Source organism: Brevibacillus sp. BC25, from assembly GCF_000282075.1.
Lineage (GTDB): Bacteria > Bacillota > Bacilli > Brevibacillales > Brevibacillaceae > Brevibacillus.
In genome coordinates this window covers 174,544-195,733 of the sequence record NZ_AKIX01000128.1, presented here as the reverse complement: position 1 = coordinate 195,733, position 21,190 = coordinate 174,544, and the positions used below count along the sequence as shown (strand labels likewise).

Here is a 21,190-nt window from a genome sequence, read left to right as displayed (position 1 = left end):
ACAAGGAGATTGACTCATGAAACGTTGGAATATTATGTTAACCGGCTTTGGAACAGTAGGACAGCACGTAGCCAGACTGCTGGAGCAGCGACGGGAACGGTACCGCGAGCTTTATCAAGCGGATGTCAGACTCGTGGGAGTCGTTCGCTCGGCTTCCGGTCTCTACGATGAGAACGGAATCGACTCAGGAAAATGGGAAGACTATGCTCATACAAAACAAGCAAGGAACCCATCATGGAACGCGCTGGAATTTATCAAATCAGTTCAAGCGGATGTGCTCATCGAGGCTGGTCCATCCGAAAAAGAGGGAGGACCCGGTCTTACTTTTATTCGTTATGCATTGGAAAATGCTATACATGCAATCGCGATTTCAAAAGGTGCGCTTGTTGTCGATTATGCTGGTTTAGCCGCTCTAGCCAAAAAACATGGCGTCGCGTTGAAAGTGAGTGGAGCAACAGCAGCAGCCCTGCCAACGATCGATCTATTGCAATATAACTTGGCAGGCTGTGAAGTGAAACGAGTCGAGGGCATTTTTACGGGAACGACTAACTTCGTGCTCACAAAAATGATGGAAGAGGGGCTTACCTGTGCGGAAGCAGTCGAGCTCGCTCAGAAGATGGGGATTGCCGAACCGGATCCTTCTTACGATATCGATGGTTGGGATACAGCGTCGAAGATTACGATCTTGGCAAACGCCGCTTTTGGCGCACAAGTAAATCTGACCGATATCGCACGCGCAAGTATTAGCGAAATAACCGCGTTACAAATCGAGACGTGGAAGAAGCATACGAAGATTCCCAAGCTGATCGGAAGCATCCAAAAGGAAGCGAATGGCACGCTTTCTGTAGCAGTGGAACTGTGTGCAGTAGATCTTACCCATCCATTTGCATCTGTATCAGGTACGACAAAAGCCATACGGGTAGAAACAGATGTCATGGGGGATTTATTGGTCGTTGGAGGAAAATCGGATCCTGTCGCGGCAGCAGCGGCTGCCTTAAAAGACCTTGAACATATCATTAGCAGATAGGTTCATTTGTATGTGCTTCCAGTGTTCCTTAGGAATGAGTCGTTTACAACCGCGAGCATACTAGGGATGCACCACAAAAAAACGGCAAGGGGGCCATACGGATGAACCAATCGTCTGATGTCAATGCCGAGCTGCAGCAAGTATCTGCTTACCCAACCAAGCAAAAAATGCATCAAAAGGACGTCGCTTTGGTAAATGAGCAGGATAGCTGCTGTTGTACCCCCAATAAGCAGGCATCCGAAGCACAGCAGGAATAATGCCTACACGAAAAAGCCGGGTCTCGATTAAGAGACACCGGCTTTTCGTTTCATGCAATGCGTTCTATCCGATAAATTCTTGTACCCAGTAGCCATTTGTGAAGCCTACACCAATTTTTGTGAACGCAGGGTTCATAATGTTTTGGCGGTGACCTTCACTATTCATCCATTGTTGCATAACTTCTTGTGGACTCTGTTGACCCATGGCGATATTCTCACCTGCAGTCGAGTACTGAATGCCATACTGCTTCATCATGTCAAATGGGGAACCGTACGTTGGGCTGTTGTGGTCAAAATAGTTGTTAGCAGACATATCTTGTGCTTTTGCCAACGCTACTTTGGACAGCGCTGCATCCATTTGAACAGGCTTGAGACCTGCTTTTGCACGTTCTTGGTTCACCAAATCCGCGACTTGTTTCGCAAAATCACCAGTTTTTCCTTGATCCGCTTGATTTACTGGAGCGGCAGGTTGAGTGACGTTATTGCTAGGTTGCGCTGGTGCAGCTTGAACTGGAGCTGGTTGGACAGGCGCTGGTTGTACCGGCTTTGCTGGTTGCATCGGTGTCATTGGCTGTTGTACTGGCATTGATTGTCCAGGGGCAAAGCCTTGTTTTTGTTGAAAGAAGTTCCAAAATTGCTGGGAATTTGGAGCTTTTTGGAATTGTGGCATATAATATTGGAATTGTCCGCCAGGAACAGGGCAATTAGAAGCAGCCGAAGCAGAAGTAGCGAAGCCTGTTAGAGCCAAGCCCAGACCAAGAGTCATCGCGATTGTAACAGAACCAAAACGTTTCATTAAACAAATCTCTCCTTTTTTTTGCCTACGAGGTTAGTTGTCGGATTCGGATTGAGGAAACAACCCTACGCCAGCTCGGCGATTCACCCCAATGTGGAATATCTCATCCACAAAAAAGTCCCCCGCACTTCCTTTTCAAGAGGAAGTCTCGGCTTATTTCGTTTGGCATGAACAACGATATCAGACAATCCCAATCGAAATAAAGGAGTAATATATGGCAAATAGCTAGAAGCGTTGATAAATTAGGCTCATTTCGATTCGTTTGATTGTTCCTTCCATGCGGTTAAGCCGCCTTCCAATGCATTTGCTTGAAAACCATGCTCACGAAGAAGAGCGGCAGCTTTTTGCGCTTTGTTACCTGTTGTACATACAGTAACAATCTGCACATTTTGCGCAAGTTTTTCGGTTTCTTCATCGAACGGCTTGTCCTGTTCTTTCATTAGAAGATAGGGGACGTTACGTGTCGAAGCGTTTTCATGAACGAGGCTGCCAGAAATAAATTTTTCGGCGTCGCGTACGTCCAATAAAAGTACGGGCATTTTCTTTTGAAATAATTCGGATAATTGAATGGTTGTCAAAGTATGCAATGAAATCCCTCCCAATGCTATTGTAACAGAGTATCGCCTTCCCAGTATAAGGGTGAACGGTTGCTTTTATTGGACAACCATGGTAGAATGAGGTTGCTACTTGAAAAATTGATACCTAATCATTCATCGAGGTGTATTTGTATGCTGATGGATAACATTTTTGAATCCCCGATTCACACTGGCGCGGTCATCGGAGCCGCAAGGATGGAAGAGAGGAAGGGCTTTCATTGTTTTAGGTTTTCAAAAGGTTTAGTTTTTAATTTTGCAGTTCCGTCCTATGACATTCGCATATTGGCTGAGTAGGTAAAATTCACATATCATGAAGGCGTATCATAGCACATGATTTGGTATTTCTTCATGATATGTGAGCTTTATTTGCTTCGGTAAATATATGACTAGCATATTCAAATTGAATTTTTGGAGGTTTTTTTAAATGCAAACGAACGGAACAGTAAAATGGTTTAACGCAGAAAAAGGTTTCGGTTTCATTCAAGTAGAAGGCGGAGACGATGTATTCGTACACTTCAGCGCAATCCAAGGTGACGGTTTCAAAACTTTGGACGAAGGTCAAAAAGTTCAATTCAACATCGTTCAAGGCAACCGTGGCCCACAAGCTGAGAACGTAGTAAAACTGTAAGTCTCCTTTTAAAAAGAAACTGTCCTTTCGAGGGCAGTTTTTTTGTCGTGGTCCTAAAAGTAAAAAGGCGTTGGGATAGTCCCCAGCGCCTTTTCCTGCATGCGAATGGATTAAAAAAGGAACTATGGCGTCCCACCATAATTCCTCATTTTCTTCGTGCAAAATAGTTAAATACAAGTTTCGATTTCGACAGTTTGGAATTGACTGTCAAGAACTGAAAGACCAACAACTTGACCTCCGCCGATGGTAGTACGGCCATAAGTGGTGAGAAGGACATTTCCGTTGTTTTCTGCGACAGTAAGGCGAACTTCATAGTGGAAAGATGCGGGGACCAGCGCATTGAAAGCAGTGCGAGTATTCGCAGGGATAAATTGGGTGATGTCAAGCAAGGTGCTAACTGGATTCGTTTGTGTAACTGCGTTACCCCAGTTCAATACTTGCACACGTACTTCAACCTCTTCTGTGTTCAGATTTACCAGGTCGAGGTGAGCGGTGAGAGCACGGGCGAGGTTGTTTTGCAAAATACCAGTCGTTCTCACAGTATTTCTTCTTGGGCGTTTGTGATTTCTTTTTTCCGTATTACCTTGATCGTCGTCGTATTCGATTTCAGACATCCATGTTCACTCCATTCTTGTGTAAACTAGTGGGACAATAATACGATATTGTTTCTTGCCTTGATTTGTAACGGCGAACGTAAGGGGACGAGTAACTATTTTTGATAGAGGATGGTGGAGGTTTTTGGGGGAAATGCCTGTATGCACACAACTAGACTATACGGCACGATTCGATTGGGGATACGAAGGGGTGGAACAGGTCGGGGCAGCATCGGATATGATCGTCATTATCGATGTGCTCTCCTTCAGTACGTGTGTCGATATCGTAACGGGACGTGGAGGTATCGTCTATCCTTATCAGGTAAAGGATGAGTCAGCCTTAGCATTCGCTAATCAAAAAACAGCGCTGCTCGCTGGAAAACGCGGAGAACCAATCTCCCTTTCACCCGCCTGTCTGAAAACAATTCCGGTGGGAAGTAGAATGGTGTTACCCTCGCCAAACGGATCCACCTGTACCGTGCTGGCAAAGAAAACAGGTGCGAAGGTAATCGCTGCATGCTTGCGAAATGCACCATCCGTCGCCAGATACATACAGCAGCAGAAAGGAATCGTAACGGTCATCGCTTGCGGTGAAAGGTGGGGGAATGGAGCATTGCGACCGGCTATTGAGGATATGATTGCGGCAGGTGCGCTGCTTCACGGATTGGAGGGATATCGATTGTCACCAGAGGCCGAAATGGCGGTGGCAGCCTTCCGATCGGCCCAAGATCATCTTCCCGCTTACTTGCAGAAATGTGCTTCCGGACAAGAACTGATCAGCATGGGGTACCCGGAAGATGTCGCACTCGCTGCGGAATGGAATCAGAGTTGCACGGTTCCAGTGCTTAACGATGATTTTGCTTACGAAGCTATTTAGTCTTTTCGCATAAAGAATCCCTCATTCGGTAACCATGGTTATGAACCACATATGAGAAAAACTGGACAGGGAGGATTCATATGGATGAAAAGAGCAAGTCCATCAACCAGTCAGAAGAAAATATCCTGACGAATCGCCAAGGCCATCCGATCACAGACAACCAGAACTTGCGGACCGTTGGAAATCGCGGGCCAACCGTTCTGGAAAATTACGACTTTCTGGAAAAAATCACACATTTTGATCGGGAGAAAACACCTGAGCGTGTCGTGCATAGCCGAGGTGCAGGAGCACATGGCTATTTTGAAGCGTATGGAACCGTAGGAGATGAGCCGATTTCTACGTACACGAGGGCGAAATTGTTTTCGGAGCGGGGGCAAAAAACGCCTGTGTTTGTACGGTTTTCTACGGTTAATCATGGCACACATTCGCCCGAGACATTGCGCGATCCACGTGGGTTCGCGGTGAAGTTTTATACAGAGGACGGGAACTGGGATCTGGTGGGCAATAACCTCAAAGTTTTTTTCATTCGGGATGCCATGAAGTTTCCTGATCTTGTACATGCGTTCAAGCCTGATCCTGTCACAAACATTCAAGACGTGGAACGGATCTTTGACTTTATCTCGAACACGCCTGAGGCCATGCATATGATCACGTTTTTGTTCTCCCCGTGGGGGATACCGGCGAACTATCGGCAAATGCAAGGCTCTGGCGTAAACACGTACAAGTGGGTTAACCACGAAGGAAATGCGGTCCTGGTCAAATATCATTGGCAGCCATTAACGCAAGGGATTAAAAATTTGACACAAAAACAGGCGGAAGAGATCCAAGGGAAAAACTTTAATCATGCCACACAAGACTTGTATGAAGCGATTGAACGAGGAGAATATCCGGAGTGGGAAATGTGCGTCCAGATCATGAGTGATGACGATCACCCAGAGCTCGATTTTGATCCGCTTGATCCAACGAAAATATGGCCCGAAGATCAATTCCCGTTTCTTCCTGTAGGTAAAATGGTATTGAATAAAAACCCGGATAACTATTTTGCAGAGGTCGAGCAAGCAGCTTTTGGGACAGGTGTTTTAGTGGATGGACTTGATTTTTCTGATGACAAGCTACTGCAAGGAAGGACCTTCTCTTACTCCGATACGCAACGTTATCGGGTTGGCGCCAACTATTTGCAGCTTCCGGTCAACGCTCCCAAAAACCATGTCGCTACCAACCAGGAAGGCGGTCAAATGCTGTACCGTGTAGACCGGACGCAGCGGCATATTAACTATGAGCCATCGACGATTGGCGGATTGCAGGAAGCCAAGCAAGCAGCTCCTGATCATCAGCCAGAAGTGGAAGGGAAGGTCGTACGTCAAAAGATTGATCGCACCAATGATTTCAAACAGGCGGGAGAACGTTATCGCCTCTTGGAAGACTGGGAAAGAGAAGACCTCATAGTCAATCTGACGGATGCACTCCTTTCCTGTGATCGTCGCATTCAAGAGAAAATGCTTGGCTACTTCTCGCAATGTGACGAAGAGTACGGCCAGCGTTTGAAAGCTGGAATCGCTCAGGGCAATGGCGGAAACAGCAAAGAGATGGGCGGACCGATGGGCGCAACGAATCCCGGAGCGGCTGTCAAGGAAGCCGAACAGAAGTCCCGTCCGTCAAAGCCATACTGATGACCCGAGTCAACAACAATACTGAAAGAACAGCGGAGCTTTGCCGAATCCATGGTAAAGCTCTTTTTTTGTATCCGGTTGCAATTTGACTTAACAATCAGAAGGGAAAGCTCATATTCTAGCGCTCGTCGTTGATAATCTCAGTAATTACATGCTGATGGGGATTGAGCTAGATCAGAGGGATATCTGGACTGAAACAGTGAGAAGCGTACGAAAGTAATCGCAAAAAAAGTAACGCAATTCGAGTTTCCAGCGTCTTACAATTGTTTACATTAGACGATGGCGAGGAGATTCACGATGGTACGAAGAGAGAAATGGGTAGCATTATTAAGCTCTACCGCGGTACTCTGCCTATTGACGACAAGTGGGATCGCTGCTGCATCCCCTGCGAAGGCCGTTTCCCAAAAAGTAGAAGCTTCGGCTAGTACGAAGGGCAATACCGAGTTGAAGCTACAGGCTTGCAGTCAAGATGAAGCGAAAGCGGATGTTTCGGATACGACGATGAAGTCCTGGAAACCATTGGAGAATAGACCGGTACTGGAAGGGATTACTGCCATTTCAACAGGCGTCATTTTTGATGAAGCAGGCTATGGGTGGAGGCCTGGCATTTCGTATGCCTTTACAGGGGATGGGCAAGTTTGGAAATGGGGCTATCAATCAGACAGGAAGTATGAACCGCACAAGCTAGCAGGGATCAAAGATGCCAAGCAAGTCATGACGGATTATGTTCTCACGGGCTCCGGTGAGGTATGGCAGATCAATGAGAAGAAAGCACCAGAAAAACTGGCTGGTCTGGATAAAATCAAGAACATTCAGCAGCTCGACCTTCATGAAGGCGTACTCTTTTTACTAAAAGAAGATGGTACTGTACTGAAATGGGAAGAAGGAGCGAAAGTAGCAGAAAAGGTGACGAAGCTTTCGAATATCCGTGACATGTATAGCTCAGCCTTTTCCTTGTTTCTAGTAGATGACCAAGGGAAGCTTCTTTATCTCGATGGAAAATCGGGAGAGCTGAACACAGAAAATCTGCAGGTAATGGATATCCCAGGGAAAGTAAAGCAGGTTGCCGTCGATTACACGGATCGCGCCTTGATCCAAACAGAAAAGGGCGAAGTGTATAGCTACAATACAAAAGAAAACGAAAAAGTAGTACGTGCCGCTCATGCAGATGGTGCCAAGCGGATGGCAGTTGGCGGAGAAGGATTGTACTTGGTCGTAAAAGCGGACGGAACTGTTTGGGGCTGGGGACATAATACGCTTGGAATGCTCGGTGCGAATCTGGAAAATGAGCTCGAGGAGCCTGTCAAAATAGCAGATCTTTCTGATATTACAGACGTACAAGCGGGTACCGACCATGTGATTGCTCTCGATAAAAAAGGAAACGTCTATTCATTTGGCAGCAATATGACAGGACAGCTGGGACGAATCCCTGTTACGTTTGACAAATGGACAGAATTGGGCGAATTACGTGATGTAAAACAGGTAGTAACTGAGCTGGATCGACCGTACTTCGTTCGTAAGGATGGTTCTGTATGGAGTTTTGGTGCGGATCGAATGCCATATGAAGTGAAAGGACCTACGAAAGTAAAAACAATGGATAGCATCCTGAATTCTCCGGTTACCTTGAATGAGAACGGACAAATCCAGTTGTGGAGCAGTGGATTTAGCAGCTGCGAAACATTGGCGTTGCCTTCTCGCATCAAGGATTTCGTTGGTGGGGAGGAGCATCTCTTGTTGCGTACGGAAGATGACCAATACTTGACTGTGGAATTCAGCTATGATTCCGCCGAACGCGGAGGGGTATATGTCATCACAAACTTGCGCCCACAGAAAGTGGAAACTCTCAAGATAGATTCAAAATTGGCAGCGGATGTGACCAAGCTTTATGCCAATCTTTATACGTTTTTTGCTGTGACGAAAAATGGTCAGGTATTGTACGCAGAACGGAAGAATGATGAGCCGTTCACTTCATTTGCGTCAATAGCTGGTTTGGAAGGAATTCGTGAGCTTGCACCTGAGTATTTTGTCCGTTATACAAAGGATATCGCATCAGTTTGGGCAATCAACGAAGCAGGCAAGGTTCAGGAAATTCAGGCTTACCCTGAGAGCGAAGGAAATGACGCAGGAGCTATCAAAGTGAAGCTGGAATCCAAAACGGAAGAAGGCATTGCCATGATGAGCGGACGTTTGCGGATTACCAAGGATGGGCAAATTTTCGAACATGAATGGGAACCGCTTAAAAAGCAAAAAGTGGCTGCACCTGTTAAACTAATTTCCTCTTCGTACGACTATGCGATCGAAGGACCAGGCTCGCACTACCATGTGCTGGTAACCGAAAATGATAAGATCGTATTGATTGGGGATAATCCATACGGAAAAGGTGAGCTTCAACCAGATATGGTCAGACAATAAAAGACTGGGAGAATCGGCACAGTGGGAGCGAAAAACAAAAAAAGATCCCGTTTGAGAGAATAGACGGGGTAAAATTTGAAGTGCCAGTCACCACTTTGAACATCAGTGGACAAGAAGTATTCCGCACAGAGCCGTATAAAATCGATGATACACTGAGTAGCCCAACGGAGAAGGACAATCACACTTATTTTTGGTTAAAAGAAGATGTCTGCTATAAAGTAACGTTCAAAGAAGTGGAAGCGGAGGTGCAACAGCAACTGGTAGCCGCTCTGGTAAAAGAAAAGCCGATTGATCTGAAAAAGTAGCGGGAACATTTAGAGTCTGTACGTAAATCGTGCAGACTCTTTCCTTATCCCAGAGAGGTAGTATTCATCAATGTCATGGATAAACATGGAGGACAATGTAGAATTTTGTCGAATGTATATTTATGAATAAGCATGAGCCTATACGTACGTTGGTTCTATGGAAAAGGAGAATCTATGTAAATGCAGAAGTCATCAAATTCGTCCAAAGAAAACAGCGCTGCATGCTGCCAACCGTCGATTGCGCCGGCTGACGATTCTGCACGGATTTTAATAGAAGGAAATACCGAAGTTATCGCACAAATGAACATGATTAACTTGACGGAAGAAGATTTGCAGTTAATCGCAGCGTTTCGCCCTGTCATTGAGACTGAAATTGAGCAGATTACTTCTTCTTTTTATGAATCGATTCTCCACGTGGACTCTTTGAAACAAATTGTGATGGAGCACACAACCGTTGAACGTTTACGTCAAACCTTAAAGAACCATTTAATCGAGATGTTTGACGGCCGGATCGATCCTGCCTTCATTGAAAAACGCTTGAAGATTGCGATGGTTCATCAAAAAATCGGGCTTCCTCCCAAGTGGTACATGGGTTCTTTTCAAAACCTATTAGGCACACTTATGCGAATTATAGATGATCGGAAAGAAGTTTATCCTGAATCAAAAAAGCTGGCACAAGCTATTACGAAGCTGCTTAGCTTTGAGCAGCAATTGGTCCTGGAGGCTTACGAAGACCAGACACGTATGCTGGAGCAGCGCGCCAAGTCGATGATTGAATATCAGGCGTTTCACGATGATTTAACCGGCTTGCCGAACAGAAGGAAGCTCCATCAAGCCTTGCAGGAGGCGATTATTTGCAATAGCGAACAGGGTACGCGTTTTGCGGTGCTGGTACTGGACATAGATCGTTTTAAATTGATCAATGACTCTCTGGGCCATACGTACGGGGATCGTTTTTTGCAAGAAGTGAGCGATCGGATCAAAAAAAGCGCGGAAGGATTCGATGTGACGATTGCCCGTATGGGTGGTGATGAGTTCACACTGATCTGCCAAAATGTTGAAGGCGATCACGAGTTTTCGACGTTGGCTGATCGAGTGGTCAAGGAAATCGAGGTCCCCTATCTCTTGCAAGGAAAAGATTATTATGTCTCGGCGAGTATTGGCGTAGCGGTGTTTCCCGATCACGGATGTAGTGAGGAGCAATTGCTCAAAAATGCTGATGCTGCCATGTACGAAGTGAAGAAAAACGGGAAAAACGGATTTCAGTTTTTTACCAATGAGCTCGATGACCAAGTGTTGATGCGTATTGAACTGGAGAGGGATTTGAGAAAAGCGGTAAAGAATGACGAACTGGTTTTGTACTACCAGCCACAGGTTCAAACGGGGATCAATCAGCTCATTGGCGTGGAAGCACTCGTTCGGTGGAATCATCCGATAAAAGGAATCCTGTCACCTGGTGTGTTCATCCCCATCGCGGAGGAAACGGGCTTGATCTTTGAGATTGGCACGTGGACTTTGAAGGAAGCCTGCAAGCAAATGAAGAAATGGCATGATGCGGGTGGACCATTGATTCCCGTATCAGTCAATCTGTCCTCTCGTCAGTTCCACCAACCTAATCTCGTAGGCTACATCCGACAAATTCTGGTAGAGAGCGGACTAGAACCACAGTACTTGGAATTGGAAATAACGGAAAGCATGATGATGGACCCAGAACTTTCCACAGAAATTTTAAAGGAATTGAATGAATATGGCGTAAAAATTAGCCTGGACGACTTCGGAACGGGTTACAGCTCGCTCAGCTATCTCAAGTTGCTGCCTATTCATAAGCTAAAAATTGATCGTTCGTTCATTACGGATATCACGATGAATCCGAGTGATCAAGCGATTGTCGCAACGATCATTTCCATGTCGAAGCATTTAAACATGAATGTCATTGCGGAAGGGATCGAGACGCAGGGACAGTTAGATTTTCTCATGGAGAATGCCTGCAAGGAAATCCAAGGGTATTACTTTAGCCGCCCATTACCTGCAACGGAAGTGGAGGAAGCATTCATCATGCCGGTGCGTGAGCGTCTTGATCATCCTCTGTAAAGCATTTCTAAACAGTCGATGGAATCATTTTGAAATTATTGATACAATGATGAGAGTCCCTTCGGGGGCTATTTTTTTAAGGAGGGTTTTTCCGATGAAGAACATTACGTTCATCAAACATGTCTATGAAAAGCAACTGGGGGGTGAAATCTACTATGAACCCTAGTATTTTGAATGGCACCAGAAATCATCTGATCAACCAGCTTGTCTTTTTTGACGAGCAGTATTCACTCTTTTACGATCAATATGTACGGAACTACGGAAAAGAAAAGCAAGCCATCGATGAGATTGTCGAGCGTTACAAGCAAACACTTGAAAGCATTTTGGCAAAAGAAGACAGTGCACTCTTTCAATCGCTTAAAGCAATTACTTTATTAGGCAGCAGCGTAAAAGTGCTATTTGAAGATGATCAATTTGAGGAGTCATTTACTGTGGTTTATCCCACGGACATTGACCCGGATAACAACAGAATTTCATTCTTATCGCCCATAGGTAGGCAACTGCTGCTAGCGGCTCCACACGATTCTGTTGTGCTGGAAAGTCCGGTTGGCAGGCAACAGGTGCAGGTTCGGGAGATAAGCTTTACATATATGGGGGGATTCTCGTCACCTTAGAAATCTTCCCATCGCATCGATCATATGAGAAGACACTAACACGAGGTTAGTGTCTTTTTTTGTCCATTCTAGTAAAATGCAAGAAAAGTAAGCCGTGCGTATAGGAGGAAGACACGATGAAAATAATTGCCTGCCCAACATGTGAGCAAGACGTGCAATGGGATATGAATCGCCTACAGAAGCTGGAGGAGCGGTGGGTGATGGCTTGCGAAAAATGCGGTGACCAGTTGTTTAGCGTGTCAGAAGAAGAAAAGGAAATGATTCTTGTAGGCATGCGATTGACGGAAGAATATGTACCGGATATCATCAATGCTTATCACAATGAGGATGTAAAGAACCTCCCCTCTAGAGTTGGATTCGGAGAAATCAAAAAAAGCAATTCAGAGAACTGAATGGCAGGTGTTCATCCAACTGCTATTCCTTGTAATTAAACTGCCACTCGATACCAAATCGATCAACGACACTTCCTTAGCATTTACTCTAAAAGGCTCTTGAAGTGCATAGAATTCGGTTGCTTCCTGACAGTTCCTGTGTTGTGTATTTCCAATCTTCACCTCTATGATGGAAAGATAAACGAGCAAATATACTTCGAGAGTCATAGAAAAGTGGGTCCCAAGACGCTAGCGATTTGTTAGTGTCTTTTTATATTGGTTCAGGTAAAATTTAGTCGAACGATATTTCTGAAAAATAGAGTGAAAAGAAGGGATTTCATGATTGTTTTTGGGATGATGATTTGCATTTGGTTGTTATCACTTTGGATGCAACCGATCCTACAACCTTATGTGGAGGCTTTTCTGCTCTTTTTTTATGGGGACAGATATGAAGCGTACATTCCTTATGAAATGACAGCCTTACATTATGTGGTGAATGCCATGACACTTGGTTTCATCCTTGGCCTGCCACTTGAAATCAAATACAAAAGGGCAAAATCAAAAGGGCTCAAGAAGCTCAAGTTTCTTGAAAGCCTCGAGTCCGAGAATATCCTGTTTATTCTTTCCCTTGCGCGTGATCAGCAGGGTTATGTGACGGCAGCGGATATCGCGTCCCAATCTGCTCTTACCATACAAAGAGCGCAAGATATTTTAAATAAGCTTCAAAAAGATGGTTTCGCTGACCTAAGTGTAACCGAGAAGGGTGACATTCTCTATTATTTCGCGGGCTTTACTGAAGGTGAGGAATGAGCGGCGAATGAATAAATTTTTAGGTAGCTTGGTGATTCTTTTTGTTATTGGCGTTTTTCTCATACTTGCTTTGCTTTCTGGTTATTTTGTCATTGATGGCATCTATCAAATCTTAGACAACTCAATCTTTTTAGCAATCTTCATGAGTCTCATTTCTATTGGTTACGCAGTCTTTTACTTGGAAGGCAAGAGGCTGGCCAAAAAGCAAATGCAACGAACACAGCAAGCAATTGCAATGACTGTCGCCAATCGTAATCATGGAGTCGTCTCTGTTGCATCATTTGCTTTGGAATCGCAGTTACCGCTATCGCGGTGTGAACAAATTCTGAGAGAAATGGAACAACGAAAGGTTCTGAGCACGTCCTCCATGCCTGGCAAGATGACCGTGTATCAGTTGGATGATCACGTATACGGACATATGCCTTATGAAAGTGAAGACAACGAGGAGGCTGATGATGAGGAAACACAAAAGCTGGAACGAACGCAGCGCATACGCAAAAAAAGAATCGTTCGTGCTGTATTAATTACAGTCATCGGCACATTGGTTGTGATCTCCGAAGAACAGATTGTGTTAAACATGAGAGAGTATCTCTCTGCTGCAATTGCTGCACTTATCTTTCTCGTTTTGATCGGACGTTACCTATTGTCCTCCCATCGAAAAGAGGATCAACGGCATTCGGAACACGATGTTCTGAAGTATGTCATGGATAATAAAGGGGAACTCAATCTGAAAGAGATTCCTTATTATACGGATGAAAGTTATCAATCGATGGAGCTTATTATCGATAAATGGCACAAAAGCAACTACTGCTCGATTACGTATCAAGAAGATGGTGGAATCATCTATCACTTTCCGAATTATACGGATGAGTCAAAAGTGTACGATTATGACGATGATTATGATTCGATCCCTGCATGGATCGATAAAAGGACGAGATTTCTGCTGTTTTGCTGTTTAGCATTTGTCTTCAGCTATGTAGGCGGATATGCCCTTGTACATTGGAACAGCCTTATCTTCATTCTCGCTTGTACCATCATAGGAGGGATCTACGGTTATTTCGCCTTCACACAAAAACCGGTGCTAGAGAGAATGGAGCGAATCGCACTGCAAGTAGCTACGAAGAATGGCGGTGCTTTAGCAGTTTACGAGTTGGCTTACAATGCCAGAATCACTATGGATGAAGCAGCAACGTTATTAGAAAAATGGGAGCAAACGAATATTGCCAGAAAAGTGTACTCGGAGGAAGGCGCGCCAGTTTACATGGTGAGTGGCTTGGTTTCCAAAGAACAAAGACTACGGTCGGAGCATGTTTGAATACACTTCCATGATCTGCACATACTACCAACACTCAATCGATCACAACCAGAGGTGAACAGCAATGGCACGTTCGAATTCCTTGGTGTATGGACAAGCCCGTGCAGCTCTTGACCAATTAAAGTACGAGATCGCTGCTGAATTTGGAGTCGAGTTGGGCGCAGATACGTCGGCACGCCAAAATGGCTCTGTCGGCGGAGAGATGACGAAGCGTTTGGTACAATACGCGGAACAGCAAATGTTTCGTCTGTAATCCCTTCTTGTGAGGGATTTTTCTTTCGCTTACATTTGACCGAAATATCACGTATAGTTAGAGGAGAGCGACGAGACAGTCGCAAGGAACGAAGAACAGCAATAGGGGGATTCTTGGCTTGAATAGCGACAATTTGCATAACTGTTTGTTTTTCACTTCCAATCGTTTATCCCGTGTGATCACGAAAATGGCGGATGAATCCTTCCAGCGTTATGGATTTTCTCCTACACATGCGTATCTTATGTTGGCTGTAAACGAAAAGGAGAAGGTGACCCCGACCCAATTGGCGCAAATTCTTCATATGACACCATCAACGATTACTCGTTTTGTTGATAAGCTCGTTGGAAAAGGATTTCTGGAGCGAGAAGTAGAGGGGAAAAACATCTTCGTTTTGCCTACGAAAAAAGGCCGAGAAGCTCAGGCGAACATAGAAGAAGCCATTACAGATATTTACAAAAACTATGTGGCATTGCTTGGAGAAGCTCAGGCAAAATCAGTCACACAGATGATTCACGAGACAGTCGAAATGCTGGAAAAGAACGAGTCAAAGTCTTGATTCCAGCATTTGTAAGGAACGGGATAGTTGACAGTGCCCTGTCCTTCTGTTAATTTGTATGTACAAACAAATAACGTTTGGAGGATATTCATGAAAACTCTCGTCATCGCCGTACACCCTACTATGTCCCAATCTCGTATCAATAAAGCATGGAAGGAAAGAATGCAAAAAGAAGAAAGCGTAACGGTTCACGATTTATACGCTGTCTATCCCGATTTCCAGATCGATGTTGAACATGAGCAAAAGCTGATGCAAGAGCACGATCGTATCGTCTTTCAATTTCCGCTTTACTGGTACAGCACACCAGCCCTTTTGAAACAGTGGCAGGATGCTGTGTTGTCGTATGGTTGGGCTTACGGATCTGAAGGAAACAAGCTGCATGGAAAAGAGCTTCTCCTCGCGATTTCTACGGGCGGACCTGAGGAAGCTTATCAACGTGAAGGATACAACTACTATTCTATCAGCGAACTGATCAAACCGCTGCATGCGATGGCGAATTTAACGGGAATGAAATTCTTGAAACCCTTCTTGTTCCAAGGGGTATTGGGGGTTTCGGATGAACAAATTCAGCACAGTGCAGAAGAATATGTGGCTCATGCACTGGACGCTTCCATGGAGCCGGTAGGAAAATAGTCAGAGACGAGAGACGATGAGAAAGTTTTCATCGTCTTTTTTGTGTTGCTTGAAGTGGTTCTGGGTGCCCCAGCAAAAACCCTTGACCAACAGGTACCCCAAGTGCCAAAGCGACAGATAAGTCCTCCGGCTCCTCGATTCCTTCCAGTACAAGCTGCGTTTGATCTTGGCAGTATTGGACGAAAAGTGAGACGAGCTTTTGCTTTTTCGGCATGGAGGACAATTGCTTGCCGAAGTACCTGTCGAGCTTAACGATATCTGGTTCATACTCCACAATCTTTTTTAATGACGCGGCACCCGAGCCGACATCATCTAATGCGATTAGGAATCCATGCTGACGCAGCTCACGTATTTTTTGCCCCAACAAACTTATCTCCCACATCTTGTCTTCTTCATTGGCCTCGTTGATTTCCAGGACAATTCGACTGTTCCACGCTCCAAACAAGCCCTCGGTAATAAACGATAGGAAAGCAGGGTTCAACAACGTAGAAGGAAACACATTGATGAACAAGAGTGGGACATGATCGTGAAAAGGCACACTCGTAAAGTATGATTCCATTGCTTTTTTCATCGACAATGTATCCAATTCATACAAGTGTCCTTCTGCACGAGCCTTTCGAAAAAGGAATTCTGGTGAGTGGTGTGTAGAGGAGCGAAGAAGTGCTTCGTACCCGAAAAATTGTCCTGTCGTCAAATGCACCAGAGGCTGAAAAACAGGATATGGCGGTTCCTTTGCCAATACGACGTTCATGGAATCATATTCCTTCCTGCACCAAAGATTTGAATTCAGGAAAAATTGTTTCCTTCAGGAAAAATGAGTTGTCGATATTTTACAACATAGCGGTATTGTTTGCAATGCAAGCTTCATGCGTGATTAAGTTTTGCATCAAGGAAACAAAATTGGATATGTACAAAATATTTTTCATCTTGTAAACTAGGCTTGTAACCGTCAATCAAGATTGGAGGAGATTGGAAATGGAAGCCTTTACGTTACCGGTACTGCCATATCGCTATGATGAGCTGGAACCTTACCTGGATGCGAGAACGATGGAAATTCATCACGGAAAGCATCATGCAACGTATGTGGCAAACTTAAACAAGGCCCTAGAAAACGACTCGCAGTTCAGGAATGCTTCGGTCGAAGAACTAATTAGTAACTTGGAGGATATCCCGGAAGACATTCGCATGGCAGTTCGAAATCATGGGGGCGGGCATTATGGACACAGCTTGTATTGGTCAATCATGAGTCCGACTGGCGGCGGGAAACCAACAGGGGATATTGCGAAAGGAATCGACAAATATTTCGGAAGTTTTGAGGAAATGAAGGATGAATTGACAAAAGCAGCTGTCAGTCGTTTCGGATCAGGATGGGGATGGCTCGTAGTCAACGGAGACAAGTTAGAAGTGACGAGCACGCCCAATCAGGATACTCCTTTTATGGAGAAGAAAACGCCCATATTGGTCGTAGATGTGTGGGAGCATGCGTATTACTTGCAGTACCAAAATAAACGCCCAGATTTTGTCTCGTCGTGGTGGAATGTGGTCAACTGGGAGGAAGTCAATCGTTTGTATAACGAAGCAATTCGCTAAGGCAGGTCCATCAATGAACAGACACGCGGTCTATTATCAAGAACAGGAAAAACGTCGAGAAATTTTGGTGTTGCTTAAGAAGCGTCGTTCGGTCGATGTCCAGGAACTGTCAAAGCATCTCGGTATAACCAAAGTCGCGGTGCGTAAGCATTTAGATGTTTTGCATAGGGAACGGTATATCGAGTCTCGAATCGTTCGCCAACGAACAGGCAGACCAGCCCATGTGTATCATCTAACGAATACTGCTGAACAGTTATTTCCGCGTCACTACAGCGATTTGGCTACAGAGATGGTAGCGGGCATTCAAGATTTATACGGGGAAGCTTTCGTTGATCAATTATTTGAGAAGCGGATGGCACGGATGTTACAACACTATCGAGAGGCAATGAGAGGACAAGGTTTTGACCAGCGAGTGAAAACGTTAGCGAGCATACAAAATGAAGAAGGATACATGCCTCACTTGGAAAAAATCAGGGATGGTTTGTATACGCTTGAAGAAGTAAATTGTCCTCTCCTACAAGTAGCCATTCGCTATCGCCAAGCATGTCAATGCGAGCTCTCCTTGTTTGAGTCGCTAGTAGACGCGCATGTAGAACGTACGTCGTGTATGACGGAAGGACAAGTGAAATGCCGTTACCTGATAAAAGAAAAGCTCAGCCATGAAGAATCGTAGTGAGCAAGACATCCGTTACAAGGGCGGATGTCTTTTTGTTGCAAGCAAGGGGTTGGGCGGTCGGTGATTCATAATTTTGGCAAGGCGGGGCAACGGCTTTCTCGGGTTTTTCGGGATAGGGTTGTTCTTTTTTGTCATGGGAAGACGAATTGTTTACCGAAAGGGCAAGTGTCTATACAATCAGACGGGCGATCACGTATGGATAAAGGGAGGAGTATTTTGATGGAAAGGAGTGAGGACATGCCGAACGACAAGAAAAAACCTAAGAATAGAAAGCCAATTCTTAACCATCGAGGCTCCTTGAAAAAGTCGAGTACATCACTCCCGCTCCTCTTTGTCGCACCGAAGGAACAGCTGCTGCCTCAGGAAGCTGCCATGGATAAGCAGAAAGTGTTTCGCTCCAAGAAACCTAAGCGCAAACGAAACCATGTGCCTCCGCCTCCGGTCAATCAGACAGCTACTGAACAAGTCACACCGCAGTCGACTTCTCCCACTCCTCCCGCCTCCATGGATGCCAAGGATCTTACGCAAGAAAACAACAGTGCTCAGCAAGAACTGATTCACGCAAAAGTAGTCTACGTGGAACGTACAGGTCAATCGTTCATGCAGGTTGCTTTCCTAGAAGAAATTTGGGACGTAGAGTGGACCCATTCCTTACGTGTGCCTTGGAAGCTTGATTGGAAAGAGGTTGAATGCCAAAGTAAGATCGATGTCCAACACGTTCGCCACGATGATAGCAAAAAGATTGTCTGGCTGTCAGGTGAGTTGGAAATCAAGGGTTTGGGGGTCACTGTCCATTCGGAAAAAGTAGAGCATGAAACGATTCGCATTCCATTTAACTCGACAGTATTACGACCATCCTTACCGAAAGCAAATGTAGGAACAAGCGCAATTCTCCTCACAGCACCAGCTTGTCCGACGAATAGATGGGTAGAGATGGGGGAATGGCAAATCACAGTTATGGCAGATCCGCTCACCCATTCGCAATCAGAATGGAAGGAGTTCAGCGGCTTGGCAACCATTAGCGGTCGTGTATGGTGGTATCGGAAGCAGCTGGTTCCCGTTCCGCCTCCATACATAACGAAAAAGGTAAACAGTCTTTTCTAGAAAAAAAGGGCAGATAACGCTTGGCATCAGCCAAATCCATATTGAATCTAGTCCATATAATATAAAGAGAGTAGGTTGGTGATAAAGGAGTGAGTAAAAATGGGTATACATGGCGATGGCTGTAAATGTGGCCAAACTCAAGTTACGCAAAATAGCTGCACGGTGGAAAACGCCCGTGTGTTCGGAATGGCTTCAACCGAAACCATTTTTCCAAAAACGATTAAAGTACCTGTAACATTGGCAGAAACGGCAGTTGTCGTATGTGTGGAGGCTAATGTACATTTGGAGAGGCCTGCACTTGAGATCATTCGGGTATTAAAGAGCGTCATTCTGGAGCAATGTGAGCTGGTTCCCACATTCAACCCGTTGTCTGCAAAGTTGTTCGTCAGCGGTTTTATTCGCAAAAATATCGAGTACACCACAGTCGATCAAGTAACGGGAACTGCTGTATGCGGTGATGTACGACATACAACGGCGCTGATACCATTCGATTTCTGTACGGATCTGACCTTTCCGGCTACCGGACCGACTTTGCAACTGGCACCAGATTTCGAGTCACACGGAGAATATTTGAATAAATCGGGTCATGCGGCAAAGATTAACGTAGGTTTGTTCGGCAACCGAAAAGTTTACAACGAGAGACCGTATTGTGAGCTGGTATTCACGGAATTCACCGAATTAGACATCGGTTTGGAAAATAAGCGGTGCAAAGACACAACGAAAACATTCTCGACCGTCCGTGAAAAAATCGTCCTGCGTCTTGGGATAAAGGTTTTGCAAGATCAACAAGTTCCTATTCCAACAACACCACCACCGACACCACCACCAAAACCGACATTTCCGCCACCATGCAAACCGATATGTCCACCTAAGAAAAAATGGTAGTACACAACAATACAGAACCTATGAGACTGTCCAGAAGCGATATTGGCACTGGATTGTCTCTTTTTTTATTCAAATGAAGAAAGCGATTACAACATACAACGTGGGACTGATGGCAGCCCTTTATTCAACCGTGAGAGGAGTTCGGGGAACCAAGAACGAAATAGAGGTTTCGGCTTCCGACAAGGGTTGTCAAACAGACAATCCTTTTTTTCTGATTGACTCTGTACGTAACTACAGCCTTTATCATAACGATTGAGGAGGAAAATATGGATGGGTTGACCAGAAGCCAAGTGGCGAGTGAAGCCAATGTGCATATGGAAACGGTCAGATACTACGAAAAAAGGGGACTTATCGCCGCAGCTCCACGCAATAAATCCGGCTACCGCATGTTCCCTCACCAAACCGTTACGGACATTCTATTTATTAAACGTGCACAGGAAATTGGCTTTACCTTAGAAGAGATCAAAAACCTCTTGAGTCTGTACAAAAATGACGAAGAGTTGCCGACCCAGGAAATGCACCAGATGGCTCTTGTAAAAGTAGAAGAAATCAACAAAAAAATAAGCCAGCTGCAACATTTCAAATCATTACTAGAGGAAGTCACGAATCGTCCACCATCGATGTGGTCCCTCTCAAAGGAGCAATGCCCAATCATGCAAAAATGTGCGAAAGGAGGGGAGTAGACATGGGAGCAAAAATCGAGATATTTGTAGATGGTAGTCATTCCAGTCCTGCTTTTGTGGAAAAGGTCAAAGCGTTATGCTGTCCCAAATGCGAGGTCATCGTGCTTAACAAGCTGGAACAGAGTGTCGAAGGTGAATTTGAAGAGAAAACGAAGGCGTATGGGATTGAAGCATTGCCAGCGGTGACGATGGATGGAAAAGTAGTCGATATGGTAAAAGTGAATGCGGTAAAGAAAGAACATGAACGGCAAATTTTCAAGGACGCGGATACGCTGTAATAAGAATGCGGAAGAAAAAGTAATAAGCATTTATGACAGCAACGGTTCAAAACATAAAAAAGATAGCCCTACACCTTGCAAAAGTAAGGTAAAGGCTATCTTTTTTTTGAACTTCGTGCTGGATGTCGCTCCATGAAATAGAGAGAACTGAACTGTTTGAATCACTAGAG

The 21,190-nt window shown here is 45.0% G+C and carries 25 protein-coding genes and 1 riboswitch; of the genes, 21 read left to right on the top strand and 4 right to left on the bottom strand.

Features of this window, described 5'->3' with window-relative positions; translation table 11 throughout:
* Window positions 1-16 precede the first annotated feature (16 nt).
* Entirely contained in the window at window positions 17-1,027 is a 1,011-nt protein-coding gene (locus PMI05_RS28085) for a homoserine dehydrogenase (RefSeq protein ID WP_007729294.1), read from the top strand.
* A gap of 101 nt (window positions 1,028-1,128) precedes the next feature.
* Window positions 1,129-1,284 (top strand): hypothetical protein, encoded by a 156-nt coding sequence (locus PMI05_RS31210; RefSeq protein WP_007729292.1) that lies wholly within the window; start codon window positions 1,129-1,131, stop codon window positions 1,282-1,284.
* Window positions 1,285-1,348: 64 nt separating this feature from the next.
* On the opposite strand, the gene PMI05_RS28080 is transcribed toward PMI05_RS31210, so the two are convergent.
* Both PMI05_RS28080 and PMI05_RS28075 read right to left on the bottom strand, forming a co-directional pair.
* A complete protein-coding gene (locus tag PMI05_RS28080; RefSeq protein ID WP_007729291.1) occupies window positions 1,349-2,080 on the bottom strand; it encodes a CAP domain-containing protein in 732 nt (243 codons plus the stop codon).
* Window positions 2,081-2,087: 7 nt separating this feature from the next.
* Window positions 2,088-2,244, bottom strand: a riboswitch (cyclic di-AMP (ydaO/yuaA leader).
* Window positions 2,245-2,328: 84 nt separating this feature from the next.
* Window positions 2,329-2,667 carry a rhodanese-like domain-containing protein gene (locus PMI05_RS28075; protein WP_007729290.1) on the bottom strand — a complete coding sequence of 113 codons (339 nt, stop codon included), beginning with the start codon at window positions 2,665-2,667 and terminating at the stop codon, window positions 2,329-2,331.
* 433 nt (window positions 2,668-3,100) lie between these two features.
* Between PMI05_RS28075 and PMI05_RS28070 the strand changes: the two genes are divergently transcribed.
* Window positions 3,101-3,304 carry a cold-shock protein gene (locus PMI05_RS28070; protein ID WP_007729289.1) on the top strand — a complete coding sequence of 68 codons (204 nt, stop codon included), beginning with the start codon at window positions 3,101-3,103 and terminating at the stop codon, window positions 3,302-3,304.
* Window positions 3,305-3,471: 167 nt separating this feature from the next.
* Here the strand turns inward: PMI05_RS28070 and PMI05_RS28065 are convergent, their stop codons facing one another.
* Window positions 3,472-3,918, bottom strand: coding sequence for a hypothetical protein (locus PMI05_RS28065; RefSeq protein WP_007729288.1), 447 nt, complete (start codon window positions 3,916-3,918; stop codon window positions 3,472-3,474).
* Between the two features lie 133 nt (window positions 3,919-4,051).
* Between PMI05_RS28065 and PMI05_RS28060 the strand changes: the two genes are divergently transcribed.
* The 12 genes from PMI05_RS28060 to PMI05_RS28000 all read left to right on the top strand — a co-directional run bounded on the left by PMI05_RS28060 (window position 4,052) and on the right by PMI05_RS28000 (window position 15,804).
* Entirely contained in the window at window positions 4,052-4,774 is a 723-nt protein-coding gene (locus PMI05_RS28060) for a 2-phosphosulfolactate phosphatase (protein WP_007729287.1), read from the top strand.
* Between the two features lie 80 nt (window positions 4,775-4,854).
* Complete coding sequence (locus PMI05_RS28055; RefSeq protein WP_007729286.1) at window positions 4,855-6,444, top strand: catalase; 1,590 nt, start codon at window positions 4,855-4,857, stop codon at window positions 6,442-6,444.
* Window positions 6,445-6,741: 297 nt separating this feature from the next.
* Window positions 6,742-8,856: a hypothetical protein gene (locus PMI05_RS28050; protein WP_007729285.1), complete on the top strand. Its 2,115-nt coding sequence runs from the start codon at window positions 6,742-6,744 to the stop codon at window positions 8,854-8,856.
* A gap of 80 nt (window positions 8,857-8,936) precedes the next feature.
* Window positions 8,937-9,161 carry a hypothetical protein gene (locus tag PMI05_RS28045; protein WP_007729284.1) on the top strand — a complete coding sequence of 75 codons (225 nt, stop codon included), beginning with the start codon at window positions 8,937-8,939 and terminating at the stop codon, window positions 9,159-9,161.
* A gap of 180 nt (window positions 9,162-9,341) precedes the next feature.
* Entirely contained in the window at window positions 9,342-11,252 is a 1,911-nt protein-coding gene (locus PMI05_RS28040; RefSeq protein ID WP_007729283.1) for a bifunctional diguanylate cyclase/phosphodiesterase, read from the top strand.
* Between the two features lie 155 nt (window positions 11,253-11,407).
* Window positions 11,408-11,866 (top strand): GreA/GreB family elongation factor, encoded by a 459-nt coding sequence (locus PMI05_RS28030; protein WP_007729282.1) that lies wholly within the window; start codon window positions 11,408-11,410, stop codon window positions 11,864-11,866.
* A gap of 116 nt (window positions 11,867-11,982) precedes the next feature.
* Window positions 11,983-12,258 carry a hypothetical protein gene (locus PMI05_RS28025; RefSeq protein ID WP_007729281.1) on the top strand — a complete coding sequence of 92 codons (276 nt, stop codon included), beginning with the start codon at window positions 11,983-11,985 and terminating at the stop codon, window positions 12,256-12,258.
* Between the two features lie 318 nt (window positions 12,259-12,576).
* A complete protein-coding gene (locus PMI05_RS28020; RefSeq protein ID WP_007729280.1) occupies window positions 12,577-13,047 on the top strand; it encodes a MarR family transcriptional regulator in 471 nt (156 codons plus the stop codon).
* Window positions 13,048-13,054: 7 nt separating this feature from the next.
* On the top strand, window positions 13,055-14,362 hold the full coding sequence (locus PMI05_RS28015) for a hypothetical protein (RefSeq protein WP_007729279.1): 1,308 nt from the start codon (window positions 13,055-13,057) through the stop codon (window positions 14,360-14,362).
* Window positions 14,363-14,426: 64 nt separating this feature from the next.
* Entirely contained in the window at window positions 14,427-14,615 is a 189-nt protein-coding gene (locus PMI05_RS28010; protein WP_007729278.1) for an alpha/beta-type small acid-soluble spore protein, read from the top strand.
* Between the two features lie 118 nt (window positions 14,616-14,733).
* Window positions 14,734-15,171 (top strand): MarR family winged helix-turn-helix transcriptional regulator, encoded by a 438-nt coding sequence (locus PMI05_RS28005; protein ID WP_007729276.1) that lies wholly within the window; start codon window positions 14,734-14,736, stop codon window positions 15,169-15,171.
* Window positions 15,172-15,261: 90 nt separating this feature from the next.
* The gene (locus PMI05_RS28000) at window positions 15,262-15,804 is read left to right on the top strand and encodes an NAD(P)H-dependent oxidoreductase (RefSeq protein WP_007729275.1); all 543 of its coding nucleotides are present in this window, start codon (window positions 15,262-15,264) and stop codon (window positions 15,802-15,804) included.
* Between the two features lie 28 nt (window positions 15,805-15,832).
* On the opposite strand, the gene PMI05_RS27995 is transcribed toward PMI05_RS28000, so the two are convergent.
* Window positions 15,833-16,555 (bottom strand): EAL domain-containing protein, encoded by a 723-nt coding sequence (locus PMI05_RS27995; protein WP_007729272.1) that lies wholly within the window; start codon window positions 16,553-16,555, stop codon window positions 15,833-15,835.
* Window positions 16,556-16,779: 224 nt separating this feature from the next.
* Here PMI05_RS27995 and PMI05_RS27990 point away from each other — a divergent pair, with 224 nt between their 5' ends.
* From PMI05_RS27990 to PMI05_RS27965, 6 genes are all read left to right on the top strand, one after another.
* Complete coding sequence (locus PMI05_RS27990) at window positions 16,780-17,394, top strand: superoxide dismutase (protein ID WP_007729271.1); 615 nt, start codon at window positions 16,780-16,782, stop codon at window positions 17,392-17,394.
* Between the two features lie 13 nt (window positions 17,395-17,407).
* A complete protein-coding gene (locus tag PMI05_RS27985) occupies window positions 17,408-18,067 on the top strand; it encodes a metalloregulator ArsR/SmtB family transcription factor (protein ID WP_007729269.1) in 660 nt (219 codons plus the stop codon).
* Window positions 18,068-18,289: 222 nt separating this feature from the next.
* Window positions 18,290-19,174, top strand: a complete 885-nt coding sequence (locus PMI05_RS27980; RefSeq protein ID WP_007729267.1) for a hypothetical protein — start codon at window positions 18,290-18,292, stop codon at window positions 19,172-19,174.
* A 99-nt stretch (window positions 19,175-19,273) separates the two neighbouring features.
* Entirely contained in the window at window positions 19,274-20,059 is a 786-nt protein-coding gene (locus PMI05_RS27975) for a CsxC family protein (RefSeq protein WP_007729265.1), read from the top strand.
* A 266-nt stretch (window positions 20,060-20,325) separates the two neighbouring features.
* Complete coding sequence (locus tag PMI05_RS27970) at window positions 20,326-20,742, top strand: MerR family DNA-binding protein (RefSeq protein WP_007729263.1); 417 nt, start codon at window positions 20,326-20,328, stop codon at window positions 20,740-20,742.
* Between the two features lie 2 nt (window positions 20,743-20,744).
* Window positions 20,745-21,020, top strand: coding sequence for a hypothetical protein (locus PMI05_RS27965; protein WP_007729261.1), 276 nt, complete (start codon window positions 20,745-20,747; stop codon window positions 21,018-21,020).
* Window positions 21,021-21,190: the final 170 nt, after the last annotated feature.